The following is a 19,051-nucleotide window of genomic DNA, read 5'->3' as shown; positions in this document are numbered from 1 at the left end:
GGAGACTGAGATGCCGATCTATACAGTGGAAACAACCTACCATTTGCCAGTCTATCGAAGGCGGAACTAYGAGGCCGCTACGCCTGAGGAGGCTTGTGGTCTCGCGCTTGACGACGAAGGCTGGGGAGACGCCGAGGAGGACGTTGATACATCCGGTGAAACCTATGTCACCGGGATATGGAAGGGCAGGAATGCCGCGCTTTCCGGCGAGGAGATTGCGGTGCCGGAGGACTTTGGCGAAACCGTTCAGCGCAAGGCCGACCTGTTCGAAGCCCTGGTCGCAATCGTGCGGGAGCCGGCGCGGCCGATGGGTCTGTCGCAGTACCAGTTCGAGCACTGGCTTCCGCGCGCGCTATCCGTACTGGCGAAGGCCGATGCGATTTCGAGCATCCCGGTGTCAGATCGCCCGTGACGTGTTATAGCGCAACGGGCAGGGAGTATTCGCCATGGACGAGCCGACACGCGACGCATTCGAGCGCCTTCTTCGCATCGCTCGCAGCGACACGGGCCAATCGCGCCGTGTCGCGGACTTCATCCTCGCGTGGTGGAACGCGGACAGCCTCGGCGGCTTCGACCTGGCGGACGTCTTCGCAGTCGACAAGGCGATCGCCCGCGACATGACGAGCGTTTTCGCCTGGCTCGCCAGCCGGGCGGAAGCCGAGTATCCCGTCGACTACCGGGCGCAGATCGAGGAGATCATCCGACTCTGGCGCCCCGAGATTCTGGAGCGGGTGTCGCAGACGGCCTGAGCCGTCTCGCGTAGGCCGCCGCACGGCGCGGGATCACGGCTTCGTCATCGGAGACCGCGGGACCGGATTCGTCATGCGGGTCCTTTCCTACCGGCGGTCTGTCGAAACGCCGGCCCTTGCCGGCCTCCCTTCGGATCAAGGTGCGTTCATAAACCGGCGGCCGTGCGCTTCAAGGCCGCTTCGCGCCGCCTTGCGGCCGGACCGTCCGATCTCGCCAAGGCAGGCCCGCGGGCTGCGCGGGGCTGGAAAGCCCCGCTAGCCCGCAAGCCGGCCTCGCTCGATTCCGTCCGCCCCGGACCCTGAAGCGCCCGTATTTCCGCCGGCTTTTCCAAGCACGCCCGAAGGGAAGGCCGGCAAGGGCCGGTCCGAGCCTTCGGCCGAACCGAAGGAAAGGACATCCCCATGACGAAGAAATCCGCTCCCGCGCCGCGCCCGGCCGCCCGCGTCGTTCCGCTGCGCAAGGGCACGACCCTCGAAATGGTCCGCCTCGCCTGCCCGGACGCCACGCAGGCCGCTCTGATCGCGGAGAGTTTCGGATCTCCGGTGATCGACAGCGACGGCATCCGCGAGCTTCACGAGCGCATGATCGTCGAGACTGCCGATGCGCTCGGCGAAGGCCTTGGCGAGCGCGCCATGCAGATCCATCTGCAACGCATCGTCGGCTCCTATGTCGGTTCCGCCCACGGCGCGGGCCAGTTCTACAGCCGGGCGGTGACGGAAGCGCGCGACCTGACGGCGAAGGCCGCCAACGACCTGCGCGACGAGGACCTCGACGGTCCGGTCGGCTTCGAGAGTGCCGCCCAGCGCAAGCGCGAGTTCGCCGCCGACATGGGAATCCAGGCCCACGCTCTGCGCATGGCTGCCGAGGGCGCGGTCGCGGCTTACGAGCACGTCGTCGGCGAGCGTTGGAAGCCCTTTGAGCGCCCCGTGGAAAACCCCGGCCATACGCTCGACCGAAAGGCGGCCGAGATGCAGATGGCCGCTCTCGGCTGAGCCGCCGATCGGGCGAGGCTCCGGCCTCGCCCCTTCTTCGAGCCGAACAGGTAGGTCGAGAACGGGGCCGGCCTGTTGTCATGTCGACGCACGCCGGAAAGCAGGGAAAGGAAGGCAAGGACGGCCGCGCCCACCGCGGCCCGTCCCGGACGGTGGTCCTGCCGGGGCCGGCGGTCCGCGCAACGGCTTCGCCGTCCTCCACTTCGTTTCGGCCCTTCCCACCCGTCGCAGTGCGACGGGCCTGGTCGGGTGCGCTGGCCCTCCTGACTGCCCCGGCACTGGACCTCCGCGACGGGCCGCGATGGGCGCGGCCTCGAAACGGAGGACAGGAAAATGACCGACAGGAAACCCGGCTCGCGCGCCGACGTCTATACCCGCATCACCGAGCGCATCGTCGCCGATCTCGAAAAGGGCGTGCGCCCATGGGTCCAGCCGTGGGGCGCGCGCAACGCCGGCGGCCGCGTCACGCGCCCGCTGCGTCACAACGGCCAGCCCTATACCGGTCTCAATGTGCTGCTTCTCTGGTCCGAGGCGATGGCGCGAGGCTTCACATCGCCGATTTGGATGACCTTCAGGCAGGCGTCCGAGCTTGATGCGCATGTGCGCAAGGGCGAAAGCGGCGCGACTGTCGTCTATGCCAGCCGCTTCACAAAGACCGAGGTCGGCCCGCATGGCGGCGAGGTCGAACGCGACATCCCCTTCCTCAAGGCCTACACCGTCTTCAACTGCGACCAGATCGATGGTCTTCCCGAAGACTATTCCAACCGGACCGAGCCGGTCAGCGATCCAGTCGAGCGCATCGCCGCGGCGGACCGCTTCTTCGCCAACACCGGCGCCGTGATCCGGCACGGCGGCTTCAAGGCATTCTTCTCGCCGTCCAGCGACCACGTGCAGATGCCGCCGTTCGAGACGTTTCGCGACGCGGCGAGCTACTACGCGGTGCTCGGACACGAATGCGTCCACTGGGCTGGCGCGAGCCATCGTCTCAACCGCGACCTCAGCCGCTACCACAAGGACCGGACCGAACGTGCCCGCGAAGAGCTGGTCGCGGATATTGGCGCCAGCTTCCTCTGCGCCGATCTCAGCATCGTTCCGGAGCTGGCGCCGCGGCCAGACCATGCTAGCTATGTCGAATCGTGGTTGCGTGTGTTGGGGGGCGACAGAAAGGCGATCTTTCAGGCCGCCGCCCATGCGCAGCGCGCCGTGGCTTATCTGCACGATCTCCAGCCCCAAGCGGCGACGAAGCGGGAGGCAGCCTGATGGTCCTTGCCGCTCCCCAGCGCCGGCTGCTGCGCGGCGCGCTCGCCGGCCGGCCACTCGCGGTATGCTTCGGCGCCGGCGTCGATTCCGCCGCCATGTTGTTAGCACTCAAGCTCGCGGACCTGCGCCCCGACATCGTCACCTTCGCCGATCTCAGCGCGAAAAAACCGGAGATACCTGGAGGCACCACGCATTATAAAACTGGCAACCGTCAATCAGTTGCATTACATTGGCGGAATAAGGAGACGCTCATGCCTGCAAATGCGCTGGTTCAGACACGGATCGACTCGGACGTGCGCGACCGCGCGTCGGCCGTTCTGGAAAACATGGGCCTCACGGTGTCGGATGCGGTGCGCATTCTGCTCACCCGCACCGCCAACGAAGGCGCGCTCCCGTTGGAGCTTCTCTCGAATAGCGAGGCCCACGACGCCTGGTTCCGCGCCAAGGTTCGCGAAGCGCTGGAGGATAGCCGACCCGACATCCCCGACGATCAGGTCGAAGCGCATTTCGCCGGACGGCGTGCCGCGGCGCGTCGCAAGATCGGCGACCTCAATTCGTGAGGCTCACCTGGTCGGCCTTCGCGCTCTCCGATCGCGACGGCATCTTCGCCTATGTCGAAGCCCATAATCCCGCCGCCGCCATCGCCATCGATGAGCGGATAATTGCCGTGGCGCGGCGGCTTCGAGACTGTCCAGAAAGCGGCCGGCCGGGCCGCGTCGCCGGCACGCGCGAACTCGTCGTCACTGGGACGCCTTACGTCGCGGCCTACCAGGTCACCGGCGAGACGGTGCGGATCCTGCGCGTGCTGCATGGCGCCCAGCAATGGCCTGACGATCTTTCGGGCGGCTGACAGCGCACGTCCGTCTCCGCGCCCGGCTGGGCGCGCCAGAATCTCCGCCCCGGCGGCCGAGGCGCATGGTGGGACCAAACGTCACCGCCGTAGGCGCACAGGAGACGAGGGCCGTCGCACGCACAGCCGGAGAGCAGCTGATGATGCGGCGCGAGTCGGAGATCGCGGCATCGGCGGGTGCGGACTTCGCCAACGTCCGAATTCCTCCACAGCACGGCGTCCGCGGCTGTGGCGGGTCATGATGCGGTCGGAGCGGCCGGGCGCGGGCGGCATCGGTCGATGCCGGCAGGGCAGGGCCGTCGGCGATGGTGGGAACGCTTCTGCGGTCCGGTGGCCGTCGGCGTGTCTTCGAATTCCACCGATGAGTATGGAGCCAGGATCAGGTTCCTGTCAGCATCCGCCTGGCGGGCGCCCACGCAGGCCTCGATGAGTCCGGTATGACCTGAGGCCGACTGCGTCTCGATCGCCTTCCCGCAACGTCCGGCTCCGGCTATTTTCCGCCGGCGGCTGCGCCGCCTTTGCACCGCGAAACAAAATAGCCGTTTCCGGTCGCCCTCCACTGCGTTCCGGCCCTGCGGGTGCGGGGGTCGATCGCCTCGGGTCCTTTCACCGTCATCGAGGCCGCGATGGGCGCGGCCCGAGCAAACCGGAAAGGAACCTACCATGGCTGTCATCGGCAATTTCGCGACCAACGGCAACGGCATCGTCGGCAACGTCCGCACTCTCTCCGTCGGCTTCCGTGCCCGCCTCAACCCGATCGAACGCGTCTCGCGCGACGCTCCGGACTTCCGCATCACCGCCGGCAACGGCGTCGAGGTCGGCGCAGGCTGGAAGGCGGTCTCGGACGACGGCGAAGAGTACATCTCCATCAAGCTGGACGATCCGAGCTTCGTCGCCCCGATTTCGGCGGCGCTCTGGCCGGGCGAGAAGGACGGCGAATACGCCCTCATCTGGAACCGCCCGAGGCGGCGCGACGCCTGATCCCGCCACCAACGAGCCCCGCCGCAACAGGCTGTGTGGAAACTGTTTGGAGGCTCCGGCATTGCCGGGGCCTCTTTTGTTTCAGGCGATGGCGGTTTGGATGTTGATGGTTCGCAGGATGTTGTAGGCGAGGACGGAAAGAGCCATTTCGGTTCTGGTTCCTTTAAGGTTTCTGGTGAGGAAGCGTCCGCCTGCCGTCATTCGCTTGATCGTGCCGAAGGGATGTTCGACGGCACATCGCCTGGCTTTCATCATCGCGGGCGTGGCGCGGGCATCCATGCGGTTGAGCGCGTCGTCATCCAGATGGCGCTTAACGAAACGCCGCTCGGCTGTGGTGCAGTGTGGCTTCAGGGCGCAGCCGGAACAGTCCTGCGAGGCATAGGTGACATTGCGCTTCTTGCGATGAAGCTGCTTGCGCGCCAGCGTACGGCCCGCCGGACAGGTGAAAGTATCCGTCTCCGGCTCGTAGATGAAGGCGGTGCGGTCGAACAGCGTGCCGTCGCCCTGGTTGTTGATCGAGCGCTGTGAGGGCACGCAGGCGACGATGCCGTCCCGCTCGCAGGCGCTGGCATGCTCGCCGTTGTCGAAGCCCTTGTCGGCCACGACCGTCAAGGCTTCGAGATCGAGGCTCTCCCTCGTGGCGCTGGCCATCGGATGAAGCTGGCGGCGGTCGGTCGGCTCGTCGGTGACGTCGTGATGCACGATCAGGCCCGTGTCGGCATCGACTGCGGTCTGTACGTTGTAGCAGGGCGGCTTGTGGCCGCTGCCTGCCCGCATCGGACGGGCATCTTCCTCGCCTTCAACGAGCGTCGTGCGTTCTTCCGCATCCAGCTTGTGAGCCATCCGGTCGAGTTCGGCGCGTCGGTTGTACAGAGCGGCGAGCGCTGCGGGAACCGCATCCGGCTCATCGTCGGTCTCGCACGCATCGGCCTCGTCCAACCCGCAGAGATAGGCGGCGATCCTGCGCTCGAGGCGCACTCCTTCTTCCGCGATCTCCTCACGGCCGATCACCTTCTTCGGGCTGGCGGCAGCACGGAACTTCGAGCCGTCCAGCGCTATGAGACGGGCCGCAAACAGGCCGGCATCCCGGCACACGAGCACGAAGACCCGGCACGCCCCGACGATGGCAGGGCCGTTGTCGCGGCGGAAATCGGCGATCGTCTTGAAGTCGGGGGCGAGCCTGCGCAACAGCCACATCGCCTCGACGTCGCGCCGGCATGCCCGCTCCAGCCGGCGCGACGAGCGGATCTCGTTGAAATAACCCCACACATAGAGCTTCAACAGATCGCGAGGGTCGTAACCGGGACGGCCCGTCGATGCTGCAACCGCGCGGCCGAAACCAAGAGCCGCCAGATCAAGGCCATCGGCAAAGGCGTCGATCACACGAACCGAGGCATCCGACGCCACGTAGTCCGCGATCCGCGATGGCAAAAGGGATGCTTGATCCCGATCCTCGCCGACAATGTATCCCATGAAAATGACCACCCCGCTCCCGAGGTGGCCATCCTATCTGATTTGGTCGACTTTCCACACAGCCTGGCAAGGCGGGGCTTCCTCGCTACGTATGGTGAGGCCGCAACCGGGCATCGAGCCCGGCTCCGGCTTGCCGGGCGCTCTACCGGGAGCGGTGGGTCTGCTCAGATCGTCCCATTGTGCCCTGGCGTTCCGAAGGCCTCAAGGACATCGCGGTTCCCCCAATTTTCCGCCGCCGCCCGAAGAGGGCGGCGTCAGAAAATCGGCTCCCCCGCTCGGCGCCTCCGGCGGTCGCTTCGCGATCCTTGACCCCTCCGGCCCGCCACGGCCGCCGACGTCGTCCTTCACAAACATCAAGGAGACGACGATGTCGATCGATCAACACATTGAGGAGCTTCGGGCCGAACTGCGGAATGCCGTCTACGCGGACGAGCGGCGCTGGATCGAGGAGGAGCTGGCGATGGCGCTGGCCGAACGCGAGGCGATCTGGGCCGAGCAGGAAGGCCTCGCGAGCAGCGAGCCGCCCTTTTAAGGGCGGCGTCGCGTCGCGGACGCGCTCGCCGGCCTCAGCCGTTGAGCGCGTCCTTGACCACTTTCGCCTGCGCGAAGGTCAGCTTCTTCGACGCCGCGATCTTGATCGTTCCCCCGGTGGCCGGATTGCGGCCCTCGCGGGCTGCCGTCTGTTTGACTTTGAACTTTCCGAAACCGGGGATATTAGTCTCGGCCCCGCTCGACGCCGCAGACGCGATCTCCTTGAACACACCGTCGACGATCGCCTTGGCCTGCGCCTTGGTCAGGTTCTGCGTTGCGGCGATCTCGGTCGCTGTCGTCATGTCGGGCAGTCTCCTCTCAAGTGGTCAATCCCTTTCCTATGGCAATGAATTCGCCGCGAGGGTAGGGCGGGCGGTCGGGCAACGGCGCGAATCCACTGAAAAGCGCAGGATTCCGGGCGTTTCGCTGTATTCAGGGTGCGCCGCTATCGCGATATCCGCGGCGGCGCTTGGTGCGTTCGAGCCGGACGGCGGCGGCATCGTCGTCGCTGTCGAATGTCTCCATCTTCGACTGGCCGCTGGTGCCGATGCGGCCCCAGTTGCGGATGACGGAAGCACCGCCGAACAGGGTCGGCTGGATGGCGAGCGTATAGAACCGTCGCATGTTCCGCGACGGGTCGATGCGGCGAAGATGAACCGGTCCTGTTTCGTCGTGATCCATGGAGAGAGTCTCGCTTCCTCCGGAAGCGGCGTCCAACGACATTGCTGAATCGATCTGGCGCGACCGATTCATGGCGATGACGGATCCGCATATTCGGCCGAGGTATTGGCGGGATTTCTTCCGGAAGGAAGACTTGGGCGAGACCCTTCGGGCACGGCTCTACTCGCGCCCTGCGGGCGCTCACCGAACCCGCTGCGCGGTTTCGGCCCCATGCGGGTGACGATCGTCTCGCGGCGCTCGACCGTTGGCGGAAAATCCCGACCGTCAGTGCGCGGGCACGACGGAGGGCCGGCTGCGCCCCGGCAAGCGGACGCGCGCTGGTCGCGCGCGGGGGCCTCTATCTATGACGTCCACACTTATCGCGCCTCAAGGACCGATGGTGCCCCCAATTTTTGTGGCCGACAGGCTGTCGCCTATGGACGCGGCCCTGGTCGGGCCGCGCGCTCCTCACTCTCTGACCGCCCATTGTCGCACCGCCTCTCCGGCGTCAAGAACATCGCGGTTCCCCCAATTTTTGCCGACGGCCGCCAGGGCGTCCGCCGACAAAATCGGCTCCCCCTCTCGCTCCCTCGCCCCCTTCCCAAACCCGTCCCCTCTCCCGGGATCGGCCTTCGGCCGCCGCTCAACAGGGAGCCCGGCGGGGGCGGCTAGGGGCTGGCCGGTGCGCATCGAGCACGCCGGCCAGCCCTGGGGGGAGAGACTTGCCGCCTCTCCCCCCAGACCTCCCTCTTCGTGTGGTCTGCTTCGCAGCCGGCCTTTCGGGCCGGTTGATGGACGCTGCCGCGACTTCGCCAACTGCCCGGGCGGCGCGCTCACGCCTCGATGCACGCTATCGCGACCGGCCACCCGCTGCGCGGCTGGTCGGCCGCTCTCGCGCATTGAGGCGTTCGCTTCGGACTTTTTGAAAGTAAGCTGGTTGGCCAGCGCCGTGAGTCTCTGTCACTCCTCGCCTTCGGCCGCTTTGCGTCCAAAGGCTTCGTCGGACATGGCTACGGCGTTGGCCAACCAGCTTACTTTCAAAAATGGCAGGATAGGCTAGCTGGTGACAGCTAGCCATTGCGCCCGCGGGGCGTCGCTTCGGTTTCGCCTCAGACGGATGAAAACAAGCTCGCATGTGTCCGCTTCGGCCAGGGTGGCCGAGCACGGAAACGCCAGCGGACGCCAGGGTTCGACGTCGGTGTCATTGTCACAATGTCACCCGGTGACAATGCCACTTGGTGACAATGTTACATTGTGAAATTGCGTCATTGGCACCGGGTGAGACTATCAAAATGACGCCCGGTGACGTTGCACTCTTCGCTCAGAGAATTATACTATAGAGAAAGTTTGTTTGTCGTTGCGAAGAGCTGCCGCCTCATGTCGATCCAGGCAATGTCCAATGCTCCATCCGTTTCGCTGGCCCTGTGCACGTTCAAAGGAGGGGGAGGAAAGACTGTCCTCAGCCTCAACCTGGCCGGGGAGTTCGGCAGCCAGGGAACTCGAACGCTGCTCATCGACTGTGACCAGCAGCAGTCGCTTTACCGCTGGTACAAGACGTCGATCGCTCGCGGCTCGATCAGCGAGATCGACAATATCGATGCGATCTCCGTGCTGCCGAACGAGGATCTGAACGAACGGCTGAAATCGGCGCCGGCGGCCGACATCCACATCTACGACGTCGGCGGGCACGCCCATGGCCGGGCCCTGGATGTTTTCAGGAGGGTCCAGGCGGTCATCATCCCGGTCATTCTCGAAGCGACGAGCGCCACGCAAGCGATCAACGTCTCGCATCTCCTGAAGCAGATCGGAGCGCAGGAGGGCAGGGCGGTCACGCCACATGCGGCCATCTGGAACAATGTCGACCATATCGCCATGACGAAGAACCGGGCCATTCCGGAAGTCATCAAGCTGCTCAACGCCGGCAACGTACCCACCTTCGAAACGATCGTCCGCAAGAGCAACCACTTCAGCGACGTCGCGGCCGGGTATGGGACGCTCTATACGAAGCTGCGCGAGATCGACGAGAATCCAAAGATGGCGCCCTCTGCGAGGAAACGGGCCCGCGAAAGCGTGTTGGACGCCATCGACCAGATTAAGTCGTTGAACAACGACTTCATAAACCTAATCAGTGCGGCGTCGTGAATATGGCTACCTCTCCCCGGAACCGCGTCGTGGTGGCAGGCAACCTCGCCGCGATCGCCCGAACCCGCAACATCGAGCCTGTCGACCCCGAAGATCCGGCAATGGCCTTCATGCCCCCGCTCGCATCTGTCGAAGAACTATCCTCGTCCGGCGCTGCGCCTATGCCGGAAGCCGACACCGGCACCCAGAAGATCGATAACCCGCCGCCCAGCAAAGTCGAGTTTTCGAACAGATCGTCATCGCTGTCGGAATCTCTTTCCAGTCGCGGCACGCCGGCACAAAAGCGTCGTGGCCCTTCCCCGGCCCGGCCGCAGGAGGAGGCATCGCAATCTGCGCGCCTCAACAAGGCGGAATCCGCCGACTACACGCGTGTCACGCTCAGATTGCGCAACGACGTTATCACACGCCTGGTTGCGCATGGCCTCTCCCAGAGCAAGCGCTACACGACTGTGATCGAGGACTTTATCATGGCCGGGCTGGACCGGCACAACGACTGACAATGCCCAGTCCGCGCTACTACCTCCGCCTCCCCCGGCACCGGGCAGATGAACTGGAGGCATTGGCGAGGCACCTCGATACCTCGCCGGCTCTTATCATCAAGCTTCTCATTGACCGGACACTTTCGGAAGTCGCCCCGCTTCTGGCCGATCACGACGAGCAGCTTGAGCATATCCATCTCACAATCCGGGACATCGCTCGCATCCACCGTGATCTCATGGGTGACGGAGCCGCAGCGACCGACCAATACTCGGTCCGGATCCTGGAGAAACTCGACGAGATAGCAAGCGCAATCGACTCTATCCGTGACGCCGCTTTTGTGCGATCTTATACGATAGTGAAAGATTTGATCGCCGCGCACGATGAGAAAGCCACGCAGGAATCCCTCCCGGTCTAAGCGTCGGCTGCCGTTCTACCACGAGCTGATCGAGGACGATCACCGTGGCGGCGGAGGAGGGGGTGGCAATGGTGGCGGTGGACGGTCACCTCATTCTCGTCGCCCCTATAGCTCGGCCAGATCACGACCTGGCCTCGACGCCGCCAGCACCGCGCTGAGCCGAGCCACCGGCCACAATGCCGTCGTCGTCAAAGTGCTGTCCTATGGCGCCGGCGCGGGATCGGCACGCAATGTTCTCGAATACCAGGCCAAGGAAGAGCGTGCGATCGACCAGGACGGTCGCGAAGTCGTCAGCATCAAGGATGCCCTCGCACAATGGGAGCGCGATTTCACCACACGCGAGGGTTCGAAGGACGTCCTCCTCCTTACCTATGAGCTACCGAACGCCAGCCGCGAAACCGTCGCCACGGCGCTGGACAATCTGGCACGCGACGGGATCGTGCAGGATGGCGACACGGATCGCACCTATGCCTACAGCATCGGCCCGGGCGTGAAGGATCAGATGCGGCTTCAGCTCGCCATCGTCCTGGCTCATGAAAAATCGGATCGAGCTGATCGCACGACCGACGGCCACATCCCCCCTTCGATCGAATCGGTTCGGGAAATCGATCGTCGTGTCGACGCCCGTCTCGCGGGGCAGGGGATCGCACCAATATCGCGCTATCCCGCCAAATTCGCGTCCGGCCCAAAAGGGTTCAACGCCACCCTGCACGCCATGCAGCGCCAGGACAACGCAGTCACGCTGTCAACCCACGCTCACCTGGTCGAACGCGGCAACAAGACACCGATCTACAAGCGCACCAGCGAGCGCCGCTCGATCACGACAACCGACCATAAGGAGCTCACGCGAGAGGGCCGCACGGTCGGCGTCCTTCTCCAAAGCCGGCAGCCTCGCGACTTCATGCACCTGCTCCTTTCCGGTCCAGCAAACGTCGACCGCGACAAGTTTATCGAGGCGGCAGGCGATTTCCTCGGCACCCAGTTTCATGGGCATCGATATGCCTTCGCGGTCCACAATCGTCACGAAATGGCCAAGCACCCGCATGTCCATGCCATCGTCAGCCTTAAAGGCCCGGCCAAGACCCGCCTCAATCCCAACATTCGCGATTTCACGGAGTGGCGTGAACGATTTGCCGACAAGGCGCGCGACCGCGGCCTGGCCATCGATCACCAGAAGCGCCTCGATCGTGCCGGCCCGCCACCCGTCAAACGCTGGGAGTGGGAAATGTTCCGCCGCATGGGCGCCTACACGCCGCCCAACGTCATGACAAAGGTCATGAACAAGATCCGCGACACGCCGACGGCGCCCACGATGCAGGCCGGCGTCGACCGCTTCAACACATCGAAGAAGGCACTCAGCCGTGTCATCGACATGCTGGACACGATCGGCAAGGACCGCGCGCAGCCGAGCACCGCCCGCGAGCTCTCCAAGGATCTGACGATCGGGTTAAGGCGCGAATATCGCCGCCTGGAAGATGCCGTCTCACACGGCGAACTGCCTTCGCATGACAAAGGAGAAACCCATATGCTACGCAACACACCCATCACGCCCAACCAGGCAAAGACCGCCATGGATGCGATCGCCTCCTCGGCGGCAGCGGTCGCAAAAGCAATCGCGAACCCCACCGAACGCGCAATCTTCGAATCCGCTACCAGGGTCATCGACAAGGTCGTCAGGCTTCAGCTCGACTCTCGTGTGGCCAAGGGCAAAGAGCGGCACGACGACAGGACCTCGAATGCGACGTCGACCAAATCGGGCGCCGGGCGCGACGTCGTGCTCGAGAAGGGCGAGATCGATCGTACATCGAGCAATCGCAGCGCCGACGTTTCCCGGATTGCCCAGGCCAATCAGGGCAGGGCTATTGTCGGCGACAGTCAGGAGCGCGGCCGCGATCGAGCGAAGGAACGCGACCAGGAAAGGCAGCAGGAGCGCCAGATCCCATCTCGGGTGGTTCTGACCCCGCCGAAAGACCGGGATCGCGGCGATCGCAGTCGGTAGAGCAGGAGATTGGGCTTTTGATTACCGACCGGCCAGCCCGGCCCGACCATCAATTTCTGGCGGATCCGATTGCGGCAATATGGGTATTGCGAGGATGGTGATCTTGAGCGCGTCGCCGGGCCTGATCCTTGGCGGTTTTGCTCTATCGGTTCTCGCCGGCGCCGGTGCAGTTCAACCTGCCGCCAATTCGAGAGAACGTTGTACGCTCTACTTCTCCGGCAACATCACTCTCGCCGATGTGCCTGTCGCCAGAACGCCCGCACAGATGGCCCAGGGGCTTATGTTCCGCAAAGATGCCGGATCGGGAATGCTCTTCTCATGGCCGGAGGCCGAACCGCGCGTGTTCTGGATGCGCAACACGCTCATACCCTTGTCCGTAGGCTTCATTTCGGCCGACGGGACCCTATTCAACATCGAGGATATGACGGCGGAAACCGACGATTATCATTACTCGGCCGAACCGGCGACAGATGCCCTTGAACTCGCCCAAGGCGAATTTGCTCAAAAAGGACTGCGACCCGGCGTGCGCTTGCTAAACCGTGAGTGCCGGTCTGATTGAGAAGCCTCGGCCAAGCTGCGCTACCTGACATAAGCTCCATCGACTTTCTACAATGTAAAGTTGCATAATATGGGTTATGGAACTAAGCTATTGATATTGAACATGAAATAGATATCCTCACCCGTGATTGATCGAGTCCTTTGGCCAATCTTGTTAGTCCACGACCGGCCGCTTGGCGCCCGCATCCCGGTCATTCAGACAGGATCTGTCTTCAGCCTAAAGCGGACGTTCGAACAACGACGTGAAAATACCTCCATCGGCCCAGGCAAAATCCGTCCGCTCTCGACACGGCACCGGAGCGCAGGGGTATCTGTGTAATGCGTGGCACTGTAGCCGCCAAACTCTTCTCAACCGAATTCATACTGATATTTGCCCGGGAAGCCCCGCCCGGACGCGGCGTGTCGTCGAGACAACCCAAATGGCCCATTCTGCAAGGCTGCTGGAACGATCCACCCCTTCGATAAGTGGAATACGGGGATCGGCCGGAGCGGCAAGACCATCGACCTTCGGTGCGATCGGCCGCTTGTTCCTGTAACAATGGCACGTATTCACCACTAGCATGGCAAGCGTCCATCTACCGAATGATAGTGTCGAACCGTACGCGAACCACTAGCATGCCACCTGAAAGTCATATGGCGGCGCCACGGGATATTACCTCTGCCCATCGCAGGAACATGGGCGAGTACACCTGTTCGCGGGAGTAAATGTCTCCAAAAGGAATTTTGATATGACCGCGACCGATGTCAACGCGACCATCGCCTTCCGCCGCGGGTGGCTGCGTCTCAAATACCTTGCCTATGGCGTCGGGTTGGCCGCGATCGCGATCGTCATTCTCAGGAAGATCCATGAGCGGGAGATGCTTGGCGACGCGCATTTTGGCGGGCTGAAACTCGCCGCTTATGTCCTTGGCTTGGCTGGCTTCCTTTTTCTTCTGCGCGAGGCTTACAGGCTCTTCGCGCCCGGGGAGCCGTTGCTGACGCTCGCTCCCAAAGGCATCACGGTCAACATTGACGGCGCAACTTGCGTCGACATCCCATGGCAGGAAGTTCAAGAGCTGACCGTGATCGACGTGACGACCCGTGCTTCCCTGCCGATCAACGTGGAAATCGGCCCTACGGTTCAGAACGAACTACGCGAAACCTACCGCAATGTGACGGCAGTTGCCGTTCCGAAGGATTTCTACGACAAGGCAATCCTGCCGGCTCACAAGTCGCTGGCTCGGAACAAGGGGCTGAAGACAGCACTCGGTCTTGTCGACGGGATGATACATCACATCGTATCGAAGAACGGTCGCGGGTCCGGCTGGTCGAGCATCTTCATCCCGCGCGGCGATCAGATGCTGGTGGCACTCCATCACAGCATGCTGTCGGTCGGCGGCAATGGGCTCAATGGCGAGGTTGAGGCACGTTGGCGTGCGTTCGGCCCGCCGTCGCAGAAACCGGCCGGCGCTGAGGCAGCACCCTGACATCGCCTAATTGGACCCGATATATTCGTCCGCATAGCGAAACAGCTTTTGCATCTCTGTCTGCCCTGTCATGTAGAGATAGATGTTTCCTGCGGCTGCGAGGCAGAAAGCCGTAATCAGCGCGGCATCCTTCAACCGTTGCCTTGATGGCTTGATCGAAGGCTGTTCGGCTCGATCCGCCATGAGCCCGTAGCGCGAAACGGGGAAATGCGGATCGAGGAGCGTGTGCGCCGCTGCTATGTCGCCGTCCAGTGGATGTGCCTGCCAGCCGTCGCGGTCCATCGACCAGTTGCCCTCGGCCACCGATATGCGCAGCCGGACGGGGCCGACGCGGACAAGCGCAGCGCCGTCGGGTTCCCATTCATGCGAGGAGTCGAATTCGCGATAGCGGCCAAGCGCGAGGACCAACTCCCGGCTGCGGGCATCGAAGACGTTGACGCTGTAGATGGGGGAAATCTCATGAATGTCGCCCGGCAGATGGCCCATCGACCGGCGCATGACGGTCCGCCCGTCCGGTGACACGTCGCGGGCATCGCCTTCGTTCAGACCTATCTCGTCTTCACGCATGGCATCCGCTCGGTCACATTGTGCGACATCGCAACCGGCCCGCTCGTTGAGGGACAACCCTCCCCCAAGCTATGTGGCATGAGCATGCCCGCGCAAGGATCATTGGAAGCGAGATTCAAGGTAGAGCCTCAGTTGGACAAGGCCATGGCGGTTGCGCAGAGCGCATAAGCTCGCGAGGCCGGATCGGCGATGTGAGTTGCCAGCGGCAGGGCCGTGGCGGTGTCGCCCATTTCGGCGAGTGCTTCGGCTTGCAGACGGCTCCAGTCGTCCCGCGTCGCGTCGTCCGGGGCGGCCGCAACAAATCGGGCGGCCTCGTCCGCCTCCCCAGCCAGCACCAGCACCCTCACAAGAAATCTGCCACGCTTTCCTGCCTCCGGACCGGGCGCGCCAAGCGTCTTGCGCGCCAGCGGCAGAATGCCCGGTGCGTGCGAGAATTTTGCAAACTTCGCTGTCGCATTCATCCGGTCGGCCGGCTCCAATTGCCGGAGGATCGTCAGCGCCTCCTGCCAGTCGCCTACGGCGGCCAGGGCGCCGACGAGCTGGGGGGCGACGGCGTAGAGATATGCACCGTCGCGGGCGGCCGCTTGCGGAAGCGGTGAAGCGGCGGCAAGGCACTTCTCGGCAAGGGCCTTGTCCTTGCTCGCCTGTGCGACCAACGCGCACGCCTCGGCCCCGTTTACGGTGCCGAGGTCCTGGTACTTAAGAAGGGGTGCGGCGACGTCCCCATGTCCCGTGCCCTGAAGAATGGCCAGCGCGTTGATACCCGCGCCTTTGCGGAAGTCGCCGTGCAGCGCGTCGATGAGTGCCAACCCTTCCGCCGGCTTCCCGGCGAGGAAATTCCCGGCCGCCTCCATCGCAACCACATTGTAGGGCTCATATCTGCGCGACATCGCAAACGCTTTGAAATCGCTGGATCGGCCGGCTGCGGCCAGCGCCGGGCCGAAAACGGTATCGGCAATGTCGTCGCTCATCTCCAACTGCTTCAGGAATGCGGTCAGATCGGCATCGCGCCCGGCCAGTTTCAGCGCGGCGATGAGTTCGGGAATGCCGGTGGTGCCGAACTGCTTTACGGCGGCAAGCGCGAAGGGCAGGACGAAATCCGGTTCTCCTATCCTTGCGGCAGTCTGGAATATGTGTCCCCATGTGTCTGCGACCACGCGGAAACGCTCGTTGGCATTCGCGCTCGTGTCGCTGCTCGAAACACGCTTGCTCGCTTCCGCATTCGCTGCCGCTGCCATGGCGAGCAGGGACTAGCGTGCGGGTGTGGCAATGCAGGACGCATCGTCGGCGACTGCGATCGTCACAGGTGCCAGCAGGGGCATCAGCAGGAACATTGCTGCGGCAAGCGATCTGCGCATTGGCTCTCGTCCTTCTCTTTGCGGACCGCCCTGCAATCCTCCCGATACGGTCGGATGCCGCCGACGATAGTGGCCCGATGCCGCCGCCGCACCACTATCGAATGATAGTGTCGGACGCCGATCGCGCCCGCTAGCCTGCCTCGGCTAATCCAACTGCAAGCTGAACTTTCGAGGAGATCATCATGCTTTCGCGCCTCTTCATCGTTGCGGGGCTTTCTCTCATCGTGACTGTACAGCTTGTCTCGACGAGCACGGCACGCTCGCGCCACGGATCATTTTCAGTCCATGGTGGATCGACATATGCCGGCTGCGGCGCCCATGCTTGCGATGGCTCGGTGAGACCGGCCGGTTCGACGGGATTTCAGAAGGGTCCGAGACGTTTGGGTAACGGCTCGGTGAGGTCGACCGGCTCGAACAGATTTCAGAAAGGTATCAGCCGCTTCGGCGATGGATCGGTGCGCACCGGTTGCTCGTCTCACGCTTGTGACGGGTCGGTGCGCGTTTTGGAGCCACGCACGCGCCGTTGATAAATTGCCCGGGCGAGAACAGGGCTCATTGGAACCTCTATCGCGGTGCGCGGACGAGAATAGGAATCGACATTAGTGGCTCGATTGGCGGACATATGTATAAATCGTGGCGGGCCTCTACAGGTACCCCGGACGATTTGGCTTGGCTTGGCGGCGTTCCTGAAACGACTAGCCGTCCTGCTTGGGTTCTGGCTGGTCACGCTCTCGATGACCGGCGCGGCATTCGCCGCCGAACTCTACGAGTCGCGCGTGTTCAGCGTGGACGAGACCGTCCATGCCGTCCGCTTCAGCCCGCCCGGCGACCGCGTCGCGCTCGCCACCGACGCCGGCACGATCGTCTTCGACACGTCGGACGGCAGGCAGGTGGCCGAATTGGAAGGCAAGGCGTCTTTCGTGGCCTGGAGCCCGGACGGCTCGACGGTGATGGTGGCGACGGAGGAGACGTTGCGCTTCTGGAACACAGCCGATTATAAGGAATTCGCGGCGATCCCACGGGATGCGCAAACGCTCATCGTCGGCCTTCCGCGGCAGCCGTTCAGCCTGGACGGCAAGTCCATCGTCGTGCTCAGGCAGGACGACACGGCGGCGGTCTGGCAGATCGAAGGTCGGCGCGAGGTCGTCATCCTGGACGGGCATTCGGCGCCGCCGACCGACGTGGCGTTCAGCCCGGACGGCAAGCGCGTCGCCACCGCCTCGATCGACAAGACCGCGGTCGTGTGGGACGCCGCCACCGGGAAGAAGATCGCCGGGCTGGAAGGCCATGAGAAGGCCGTCGACCAGGTCGGCTTCAGTCCGGACGGCACGCGCATCCTGACGGTGGGGCGGGACCGGACCGTGCGGGTCTGGGACGCCGCGAGAGGACAGGAGATCGCGGCGCTGCGGCATCAGGCCGACGTGGAAGTGGCGGTGTTCGACCGCGAAGGCAGGCGCATCGTGACCGGCGCCGACGACGGCGTCGCGCGCGTCTTCGATGCGGCGAGAGGCGCGGAGATTGTCAGTCTGAAGGAAGACGGCGTCGAAAAGGTGCTGTCCGCGGGTTTTAGCCCGGACGGCGCCCGCATCGCCACTGGCTCGTCGGACGAGTATGTGCGCATCTGGGACGCGGGTTCCGGCGAACAGATGGTCAAGCTGAACGGCCTGTCCGAAGGCTATGGTGTCGGTTTCATCGACAATCAAAGGATCGTGGCGCGGCCGCACGGCGCCATGGGCGTCATCTATACCCTGCAACAGCAGCAGGACGATGTCCGGCTGGCGGACGGGATTGCGGGCCTATGGGCCTTCGGGCCGCCCGACGACGCCGACGCCACCGCCGATGTCATGCACCTCATCTGCTCGACCAGCCCCTACGTCATCCATTCGGACGGGCTCATCGAATATCTTGCCGGCGGCGAGGACCAGTTGCTCGAGTCCAGCCAGTTCATGCGCTGTAAGGCCGACCTGACCTGCGACGTGTTCGAGGGCGCGCCGCATTCGCTGACGGCCGAGCCGTTCGACAAGGCGACGTTCAAGCTGGCCGGCGGCAAGGGAACGCTGTGCATGACCAGCGATCCCGACAACTGCCAGACGCTGCGCAAATGCGCGAAGCTGGAATGGGACGACGCGGCGCGCGCCAGCGGCCATGCTGGGCAATGGGACAAGCTTTATGCGGCCTTTGCCGACTGAAATACGCAAATTGATCGTGTTCGTCGTCGCGATCGCGATCGCCGCCTACGCGATATACGGCCTCATCGCCGATGTGGCGCCCTGGCGCCTTAGACATCATGAAGCTCTGCATCTGCGCGGCATGTGGGCGATCGGAGGCGCGGCGTGCGTCCTGCTCGGCGCGGCCGGCTTCGCTATCCTGTCTTACGGCGTCATCGACACGAAACCGAGAGCGGATTCCAGGGCGAGATTCTGTCTGAGACTGGCGACCCCAATGATCTCGATCGGTGTCGCGTTCTTCCTCGGAATATCGTTTTTCGCCGAATGGTTCGTCCGATGAGGATCGTCGCCGGGGCTGCACTGATCGGTGGAATGAGCGGTCCGTTTCGGCCAGGAAGGAG

The 19,051-nt window shown here is 63.8% G+C and carries 21 protein-coding genes; 16 read left to right on the top strand and 5 right to left on the bottom strand.

What is annotated here, in order from left to right:
* Positions 1-10 precede the first annotated feature (10 nt).
* From AB4136_RS26745 to AB4136_RS26715, 7 genes are all read left to right on the top strand, one after another.
* Complete coding sequence (locus tag AB4136_RS26745; RefSeq protein WP_137902150.1) at positions 11-412, top strand: hypothetical protein; 402 nt, start codon at positions 11-13, stop codon at positions 410-412.
* A gap of 34 nt (positions 413-446) precedes the next feature.
* Positions 447-749: a DUF7673 family protein gene (locus tag AB4136_RS26740; RefSeq protein ID WP_137902151.1), complete on the top strand. Its 303-nt coding sequence runs from the start codon at positions 447-449 to the stop codon at positions 747-749.
* Positions 750-1,151: 402 nt separating this feature from the next.
* Positions 1,152-1,742, top strand: a complete 591-nt coding sequence (locus tag AB4136_RS26735) for a hypothetical protein (protein WP_137902152.1) — start codon at positions 1,152-1,154, stop codon at positions 1,740-1,742.
* Positions 1,743-2,075: 333 nt separating this feature from the next.
* A complete protein-coding gene (locus AB4136_RS26730) occupies positions 2,076-3,002 on the top strand; it encodes a zincin-like metallopeptidase domain-containing protein (protein WP_137902153.1) in 927 nt (308 codons plus the stop codon).
* Positions 3,003-3,253: 251 nt separating this feature from the next.
* A complete protein-coding gene (locus AB4136_RS26725) occupies positions 3,254-3,562 on the top strand; it encodes a type II toxin-antitoxin system RelB/DinJ family antitoxin (RefSeq protein ID WP_137902158.1) in 309 nt (102 codons plus the stop codon).
* Entirely contained in the window at positions 3,559-3,852 is a 294-nt protein-coding gene (locus tag AB4136_RS26720; protein WP_137902154.1) for a type II toxin-antitoxin system RelE/ParE family toxin, read from the top strand. Before AB4136_RS26725 ends, AB4136_RS26720 begins: the two co-directional genes overlap by 4 nt.
* Positions 3,853-4,515: 663 nt before the next feature.
* Positions 4,516-4,833 (top strand): DUF736 domain-containing protein, encoded by a 318-nt coding sequence (locus tag AB4136_RS26715; protein ID WP_065996880.1) that lies wholly within the window; start codon positions 4,516-4,518, stop codon positions 4,831-4,833.
* Between the two features lie 81 nt (positions 4,834-4,914).
* On the opposite strand, the gene AB4136_RS26710 is transcribed toward AB4136_RS26715, so the two are convergent.
* Positions 4,915-6,306: an IS1182 family transposase gene (locus tag AB4136_RS26710; RefSeq protein WP_137902155.1), complete on the bottom strand. Its 1,392-nt coding sequence runs from the start codon at positions 6,304-6,306 to the stop codon at positions 4,915-4,917.
* 367 nt (positions 6,307-6,673) lie between these two features.
* Here AB4136_RS26710 and AB4136_RS26705 point away from each other — a divergent pair, with 367 nt between their 5' ends.
* The gene (locus AB4136_RS26705; protein WP_167523835.1) at positions 6,674-6,838 is read left to right on the top strand and encodes a hypothetical protein; all 165 of its coding nucleotides are present in this window, start codon (positions 6,674-6,676) and stop codon (positions 6,836-6,838) included.
* A gap of 34 nt (positions 6,839-6,872) precedes the next feature.
* Here AB4136_RS26705 and AB4136_RS26700 read toward each other — a convergent pair whose 3' ends face one another.
* The gene (locus AB4136_RS26700; RefSeq protein ID WP_137902156.1) at positions 6,873-7,139 is read right to left on the bottom strand and encodes an HU family DNA-binding protein; all 267 of its coding nucleotides are present in this window, start codon (positions 7,137-7,139) and stop codon (positions 6,873-6,875) included.
* 130 nt (positions 7,140-7,269) lie between these two features.
* Complete coding sequence (locus AB4136_RS26695) at positions 7,270-7,518, bottom strand: WGR domain-containing protein (RefSeq protein ID WP_137902157.1); 249 nt, start codon at positions 7,516-7,518, stop codon at positions 7,270-7,272.
* Positions 7,519-8,874: 1,356 nt separating this feature from the next.
* Between AB4136_RS26695 and AB4136_RS26690 the strand changes: the two genes are divergently transcribed.
* The 6 genes from AB4136_RS26690 to AB4136_RS26665 all read left to right on the top strand — a co-directional run bounded on the left by AB4136_RS26690 (position 8,875) and on the right by AB4136_RS26665 (position 14,557).
* The gene (locus AB4136_RS26690; protein ID WP_137901826.1) at positions 8,875-9,639 is read left to right on the top strand and encodes a ParA family protein; all 765 of its coding nucleotides are present in this window, start codon (positions 8,875-8,877) and stop codon (positions 9,637-9,639) included.
* Positions 9,640-9,671: 32 nt separating this feature from the next.
* Positions 9,672-10,136 (top strand): hypothetical protein, encoded by a 465-nt coding sequence (locus AB4136_RS26685; RefSeq protein WP_137901817.1) that lies wholly within the window; start codon positions 9,672-9,674, stop codon positions 10,134-10,136.
* A gap of 2 nt (positions 10,137-10,138) precedes the next feature.
* Positions 10,139-10,534: a hypothetical protein gene (locus AB4136_RS26680; protein ID WP_137901816.1), complete on the top strand. Its 396-nt coding sequence runs from the start codon at positions 10,139-10,141 to the stop codon at positions 10,532-10,534.
* Complete coding sequence (locus tag AB4136_RS26675) at positions 10,500-12,533, top strand: hypothetical protein (RefSeq protein ID WP_137901815.1); 2,034 nt, start codon at positions 10,500-10,502, stop codon at positions 12,531-12,533. Before AB4136_RS26680 ends, AB4136_RS26675 begins: the two co-directional genes overlap by 35 nt.
* 103 nt (positions 12,534-12,636) lie before the next feature.
* Positions 12,637-13,092 (top strand): DUF192 domain-containing protein, encoded by a 456-nt coding sequence (locus tag AB4136_RS26670; protein ID WP_171021036.1) that lies wholly within the window; start codon positions 12,637-12,639, stop codon positions 13,090-13,092.
* Positions 13,093-13,819: 727 nt separating this feature from the next.
* Entirely contained in the window at positions 13,820-14,557 is a 738-nt protein-coding gene (locus AB4136_RS26665; protein ID WP_137901813.1) for a hypothetical protein, read from the top strand.
* A 6-nt stretch (positions 14,558-14,563) separates the two neighbouring features.
* Here AB4136_RS26665 and AB4136_RS26660 read toward each other — a convergent pair whose 3' ends face one another.
* Both AB4136_RS26660 and AB4136_RS26655 read right to left on the bottom strand, forming a co-directional pair.
* The gene (locus AB4136_RS26660) at positions 14,564-15,124 is read right to left on the bottom strand and encodes a hypothetical protein (protein ID WP_441931805.1); all 561 of its coding nucleotides are present in this window, start codon (positions 15,122-15,124) and stop codon (positions 14,564-14,566) included.
* Between the two features lie 128 nt (positions 15,125-15,252).
* Complete coding sequence (locus tag AB4136_RS26655) at positions 15,253-16,281, bottom strand: hypothetical protein (protein ID WP_171021035.1); 1,029 nt, start codon at positions 16,279-16,281, stop codon at positions 15,253-15,255.
* An 875-nt stretch (positions 16,282-17,156) separates the two neighbouring features.
* On the opposite strand from AB4136_RS26655, the gene AB4136_RS26650 reads away from it, so the two are divergent.
* Complete coding sequence (locus tag AB4136_RS26650; protein ID WP_137901810.1) at positions 17,157-18,671, top strand: WD40 repeat domain-containing protein; 1,515 nt, start codon at positions 17,157-17,159, stop codon at positions 18,669-18,671.
* Positions 18,652-18,990, top strand: coding sequence for a hypothetical protein (locus AB4136_RS26645; protein WP_137901809.1), 339 nt, complete (start codon positions 18,652-18,654; stop codon positions 18,988-18,990). Before AB4136_RS26650 ends, AB4136_RS26645 begins: the two co-directional genes overlap by 20 nt.
* Positions 18,991-19,051: the final 61 nt, after the last annotated feature.

It is taken from the genome of Mesorhizobium sp. 2RAF21 (assembly GCF_052115345.1).
Lineage (GTDB): Bacteria > Pseudomonadota > Alphaproteobacteria > Rhizobiales > Rhizobiaceae > Mesorhizobium > Mesorhizobium terrae.
The sequence above is the reverse complement of the archived record's forward strand: the minus strand, read 5'-3'. Positions and strand labels throughout refer to the sequence as shown.

Bases quoted from the DNA above. Each gene is read 5' to 3' on its own strand.
- AB4136_RS26705 (WP_167523835.1), top strand. From the start codon at position 6,674: ATGTCGATCGATCAACACATTGAGGAGCTTCGGGCCGAACTGCGGAAT.
- AB4136_RS26645 (WP_137901809.1), top strand. From the start codon at position 18,652: ATGCGGCCTTTGCCGACTGAAATACGCAAATTGATCGTGTTCGTCGTC.
- AB4136_RS26715 (WP_065996880.1), top strand. From the start codon at position 4,516: ATGGCTGTCATCGGCAATTTCGCGACCAACGGCAACGGCATCGTCGGC.
- AB4136_RS26740 (WP_137902151.1), top strand. From the start codon at position 447: ATGGACGAGCCGACACGCGACGCATTCGAGCGCCTTCTTCGCATCGCT.
- AB4136_RS26675 (WP_137901815.1), top strand. From the start codon at position 10,500: ATGAGAAAGCCACGCAGGAATCCCTCCCGGTCTAAGCGTCGGCTGCCG.
- AB4136_RS26665 (WP_137901813.1), top strand. From the start codon at position 13,820: ATGACCGCGACCGATGTCAACGCGACCATCGCCTTCCGCCGCGGGTGG.
- AB4136_RS26695 (WP_137902157.1), bottom strand. From the start codon at position 7,518: ATGGATCACGACGAAACAGGACCGGTTCATCTTCGCCGCATCGACCCG.
- AB4136_RS26730 (WP_137902153.1), top strand. From the start codon at position 2,076: ATGACCGACAGGAAACCCGGCTCGCGCGCCGACGTCTATACCCGCATC.
- AB4136_RS26680 (WP_137901816.1), top strand. From the start codon at position 10,139: ATGCCCAGTCCGCGCTACTACCTCCGCCTCCCCCGGCACCGGGCAGAT.
- AB4136_RS26710 (WP_137902155.1), bottom strand. From the start codon at position 6,306: ATGGGATACATTGTCGGCGAGGATCGGGATCAAGCATCCCTTTTGCCA.
- AB4136_RS26725 (WP_137902158.1), top strand. From the start codon at position 3,254: ATGCCTGCAAATGCGCTGGTTCAGACACGGATCGACTCGGACGTGCGC.
- AB4136_RS26735 (WP_137902152.1), top strand. From the start codon at position 1,152: ATGACGAAGAAATCCGCTCCCGCGCCGCGCCCGGCCGCCCGCGTCGTT.
- AB4136_RS26700 (WP_137902156.1), bottom strand. From the start codon at position 7,139: ATGACGACAGCGACCGAGATCGCCGCAACGCAGAACCTGACCAAGGCG.
- AB4136_RS26690 (WP_137901826.1), top strand. From the start codon at position 8,875: ATGTCGATCCAGGCAATGTCCAATGCTCCATCCGTTTCGCTGGCCCTG.
- AB4136_RS26660 (WP_441931805.1), bottom strand. From the start codon at position 15,124: ATGCGTGAAGACGAGATAGGTCTGAACGAAGGCGATGCCCGCGACGTG.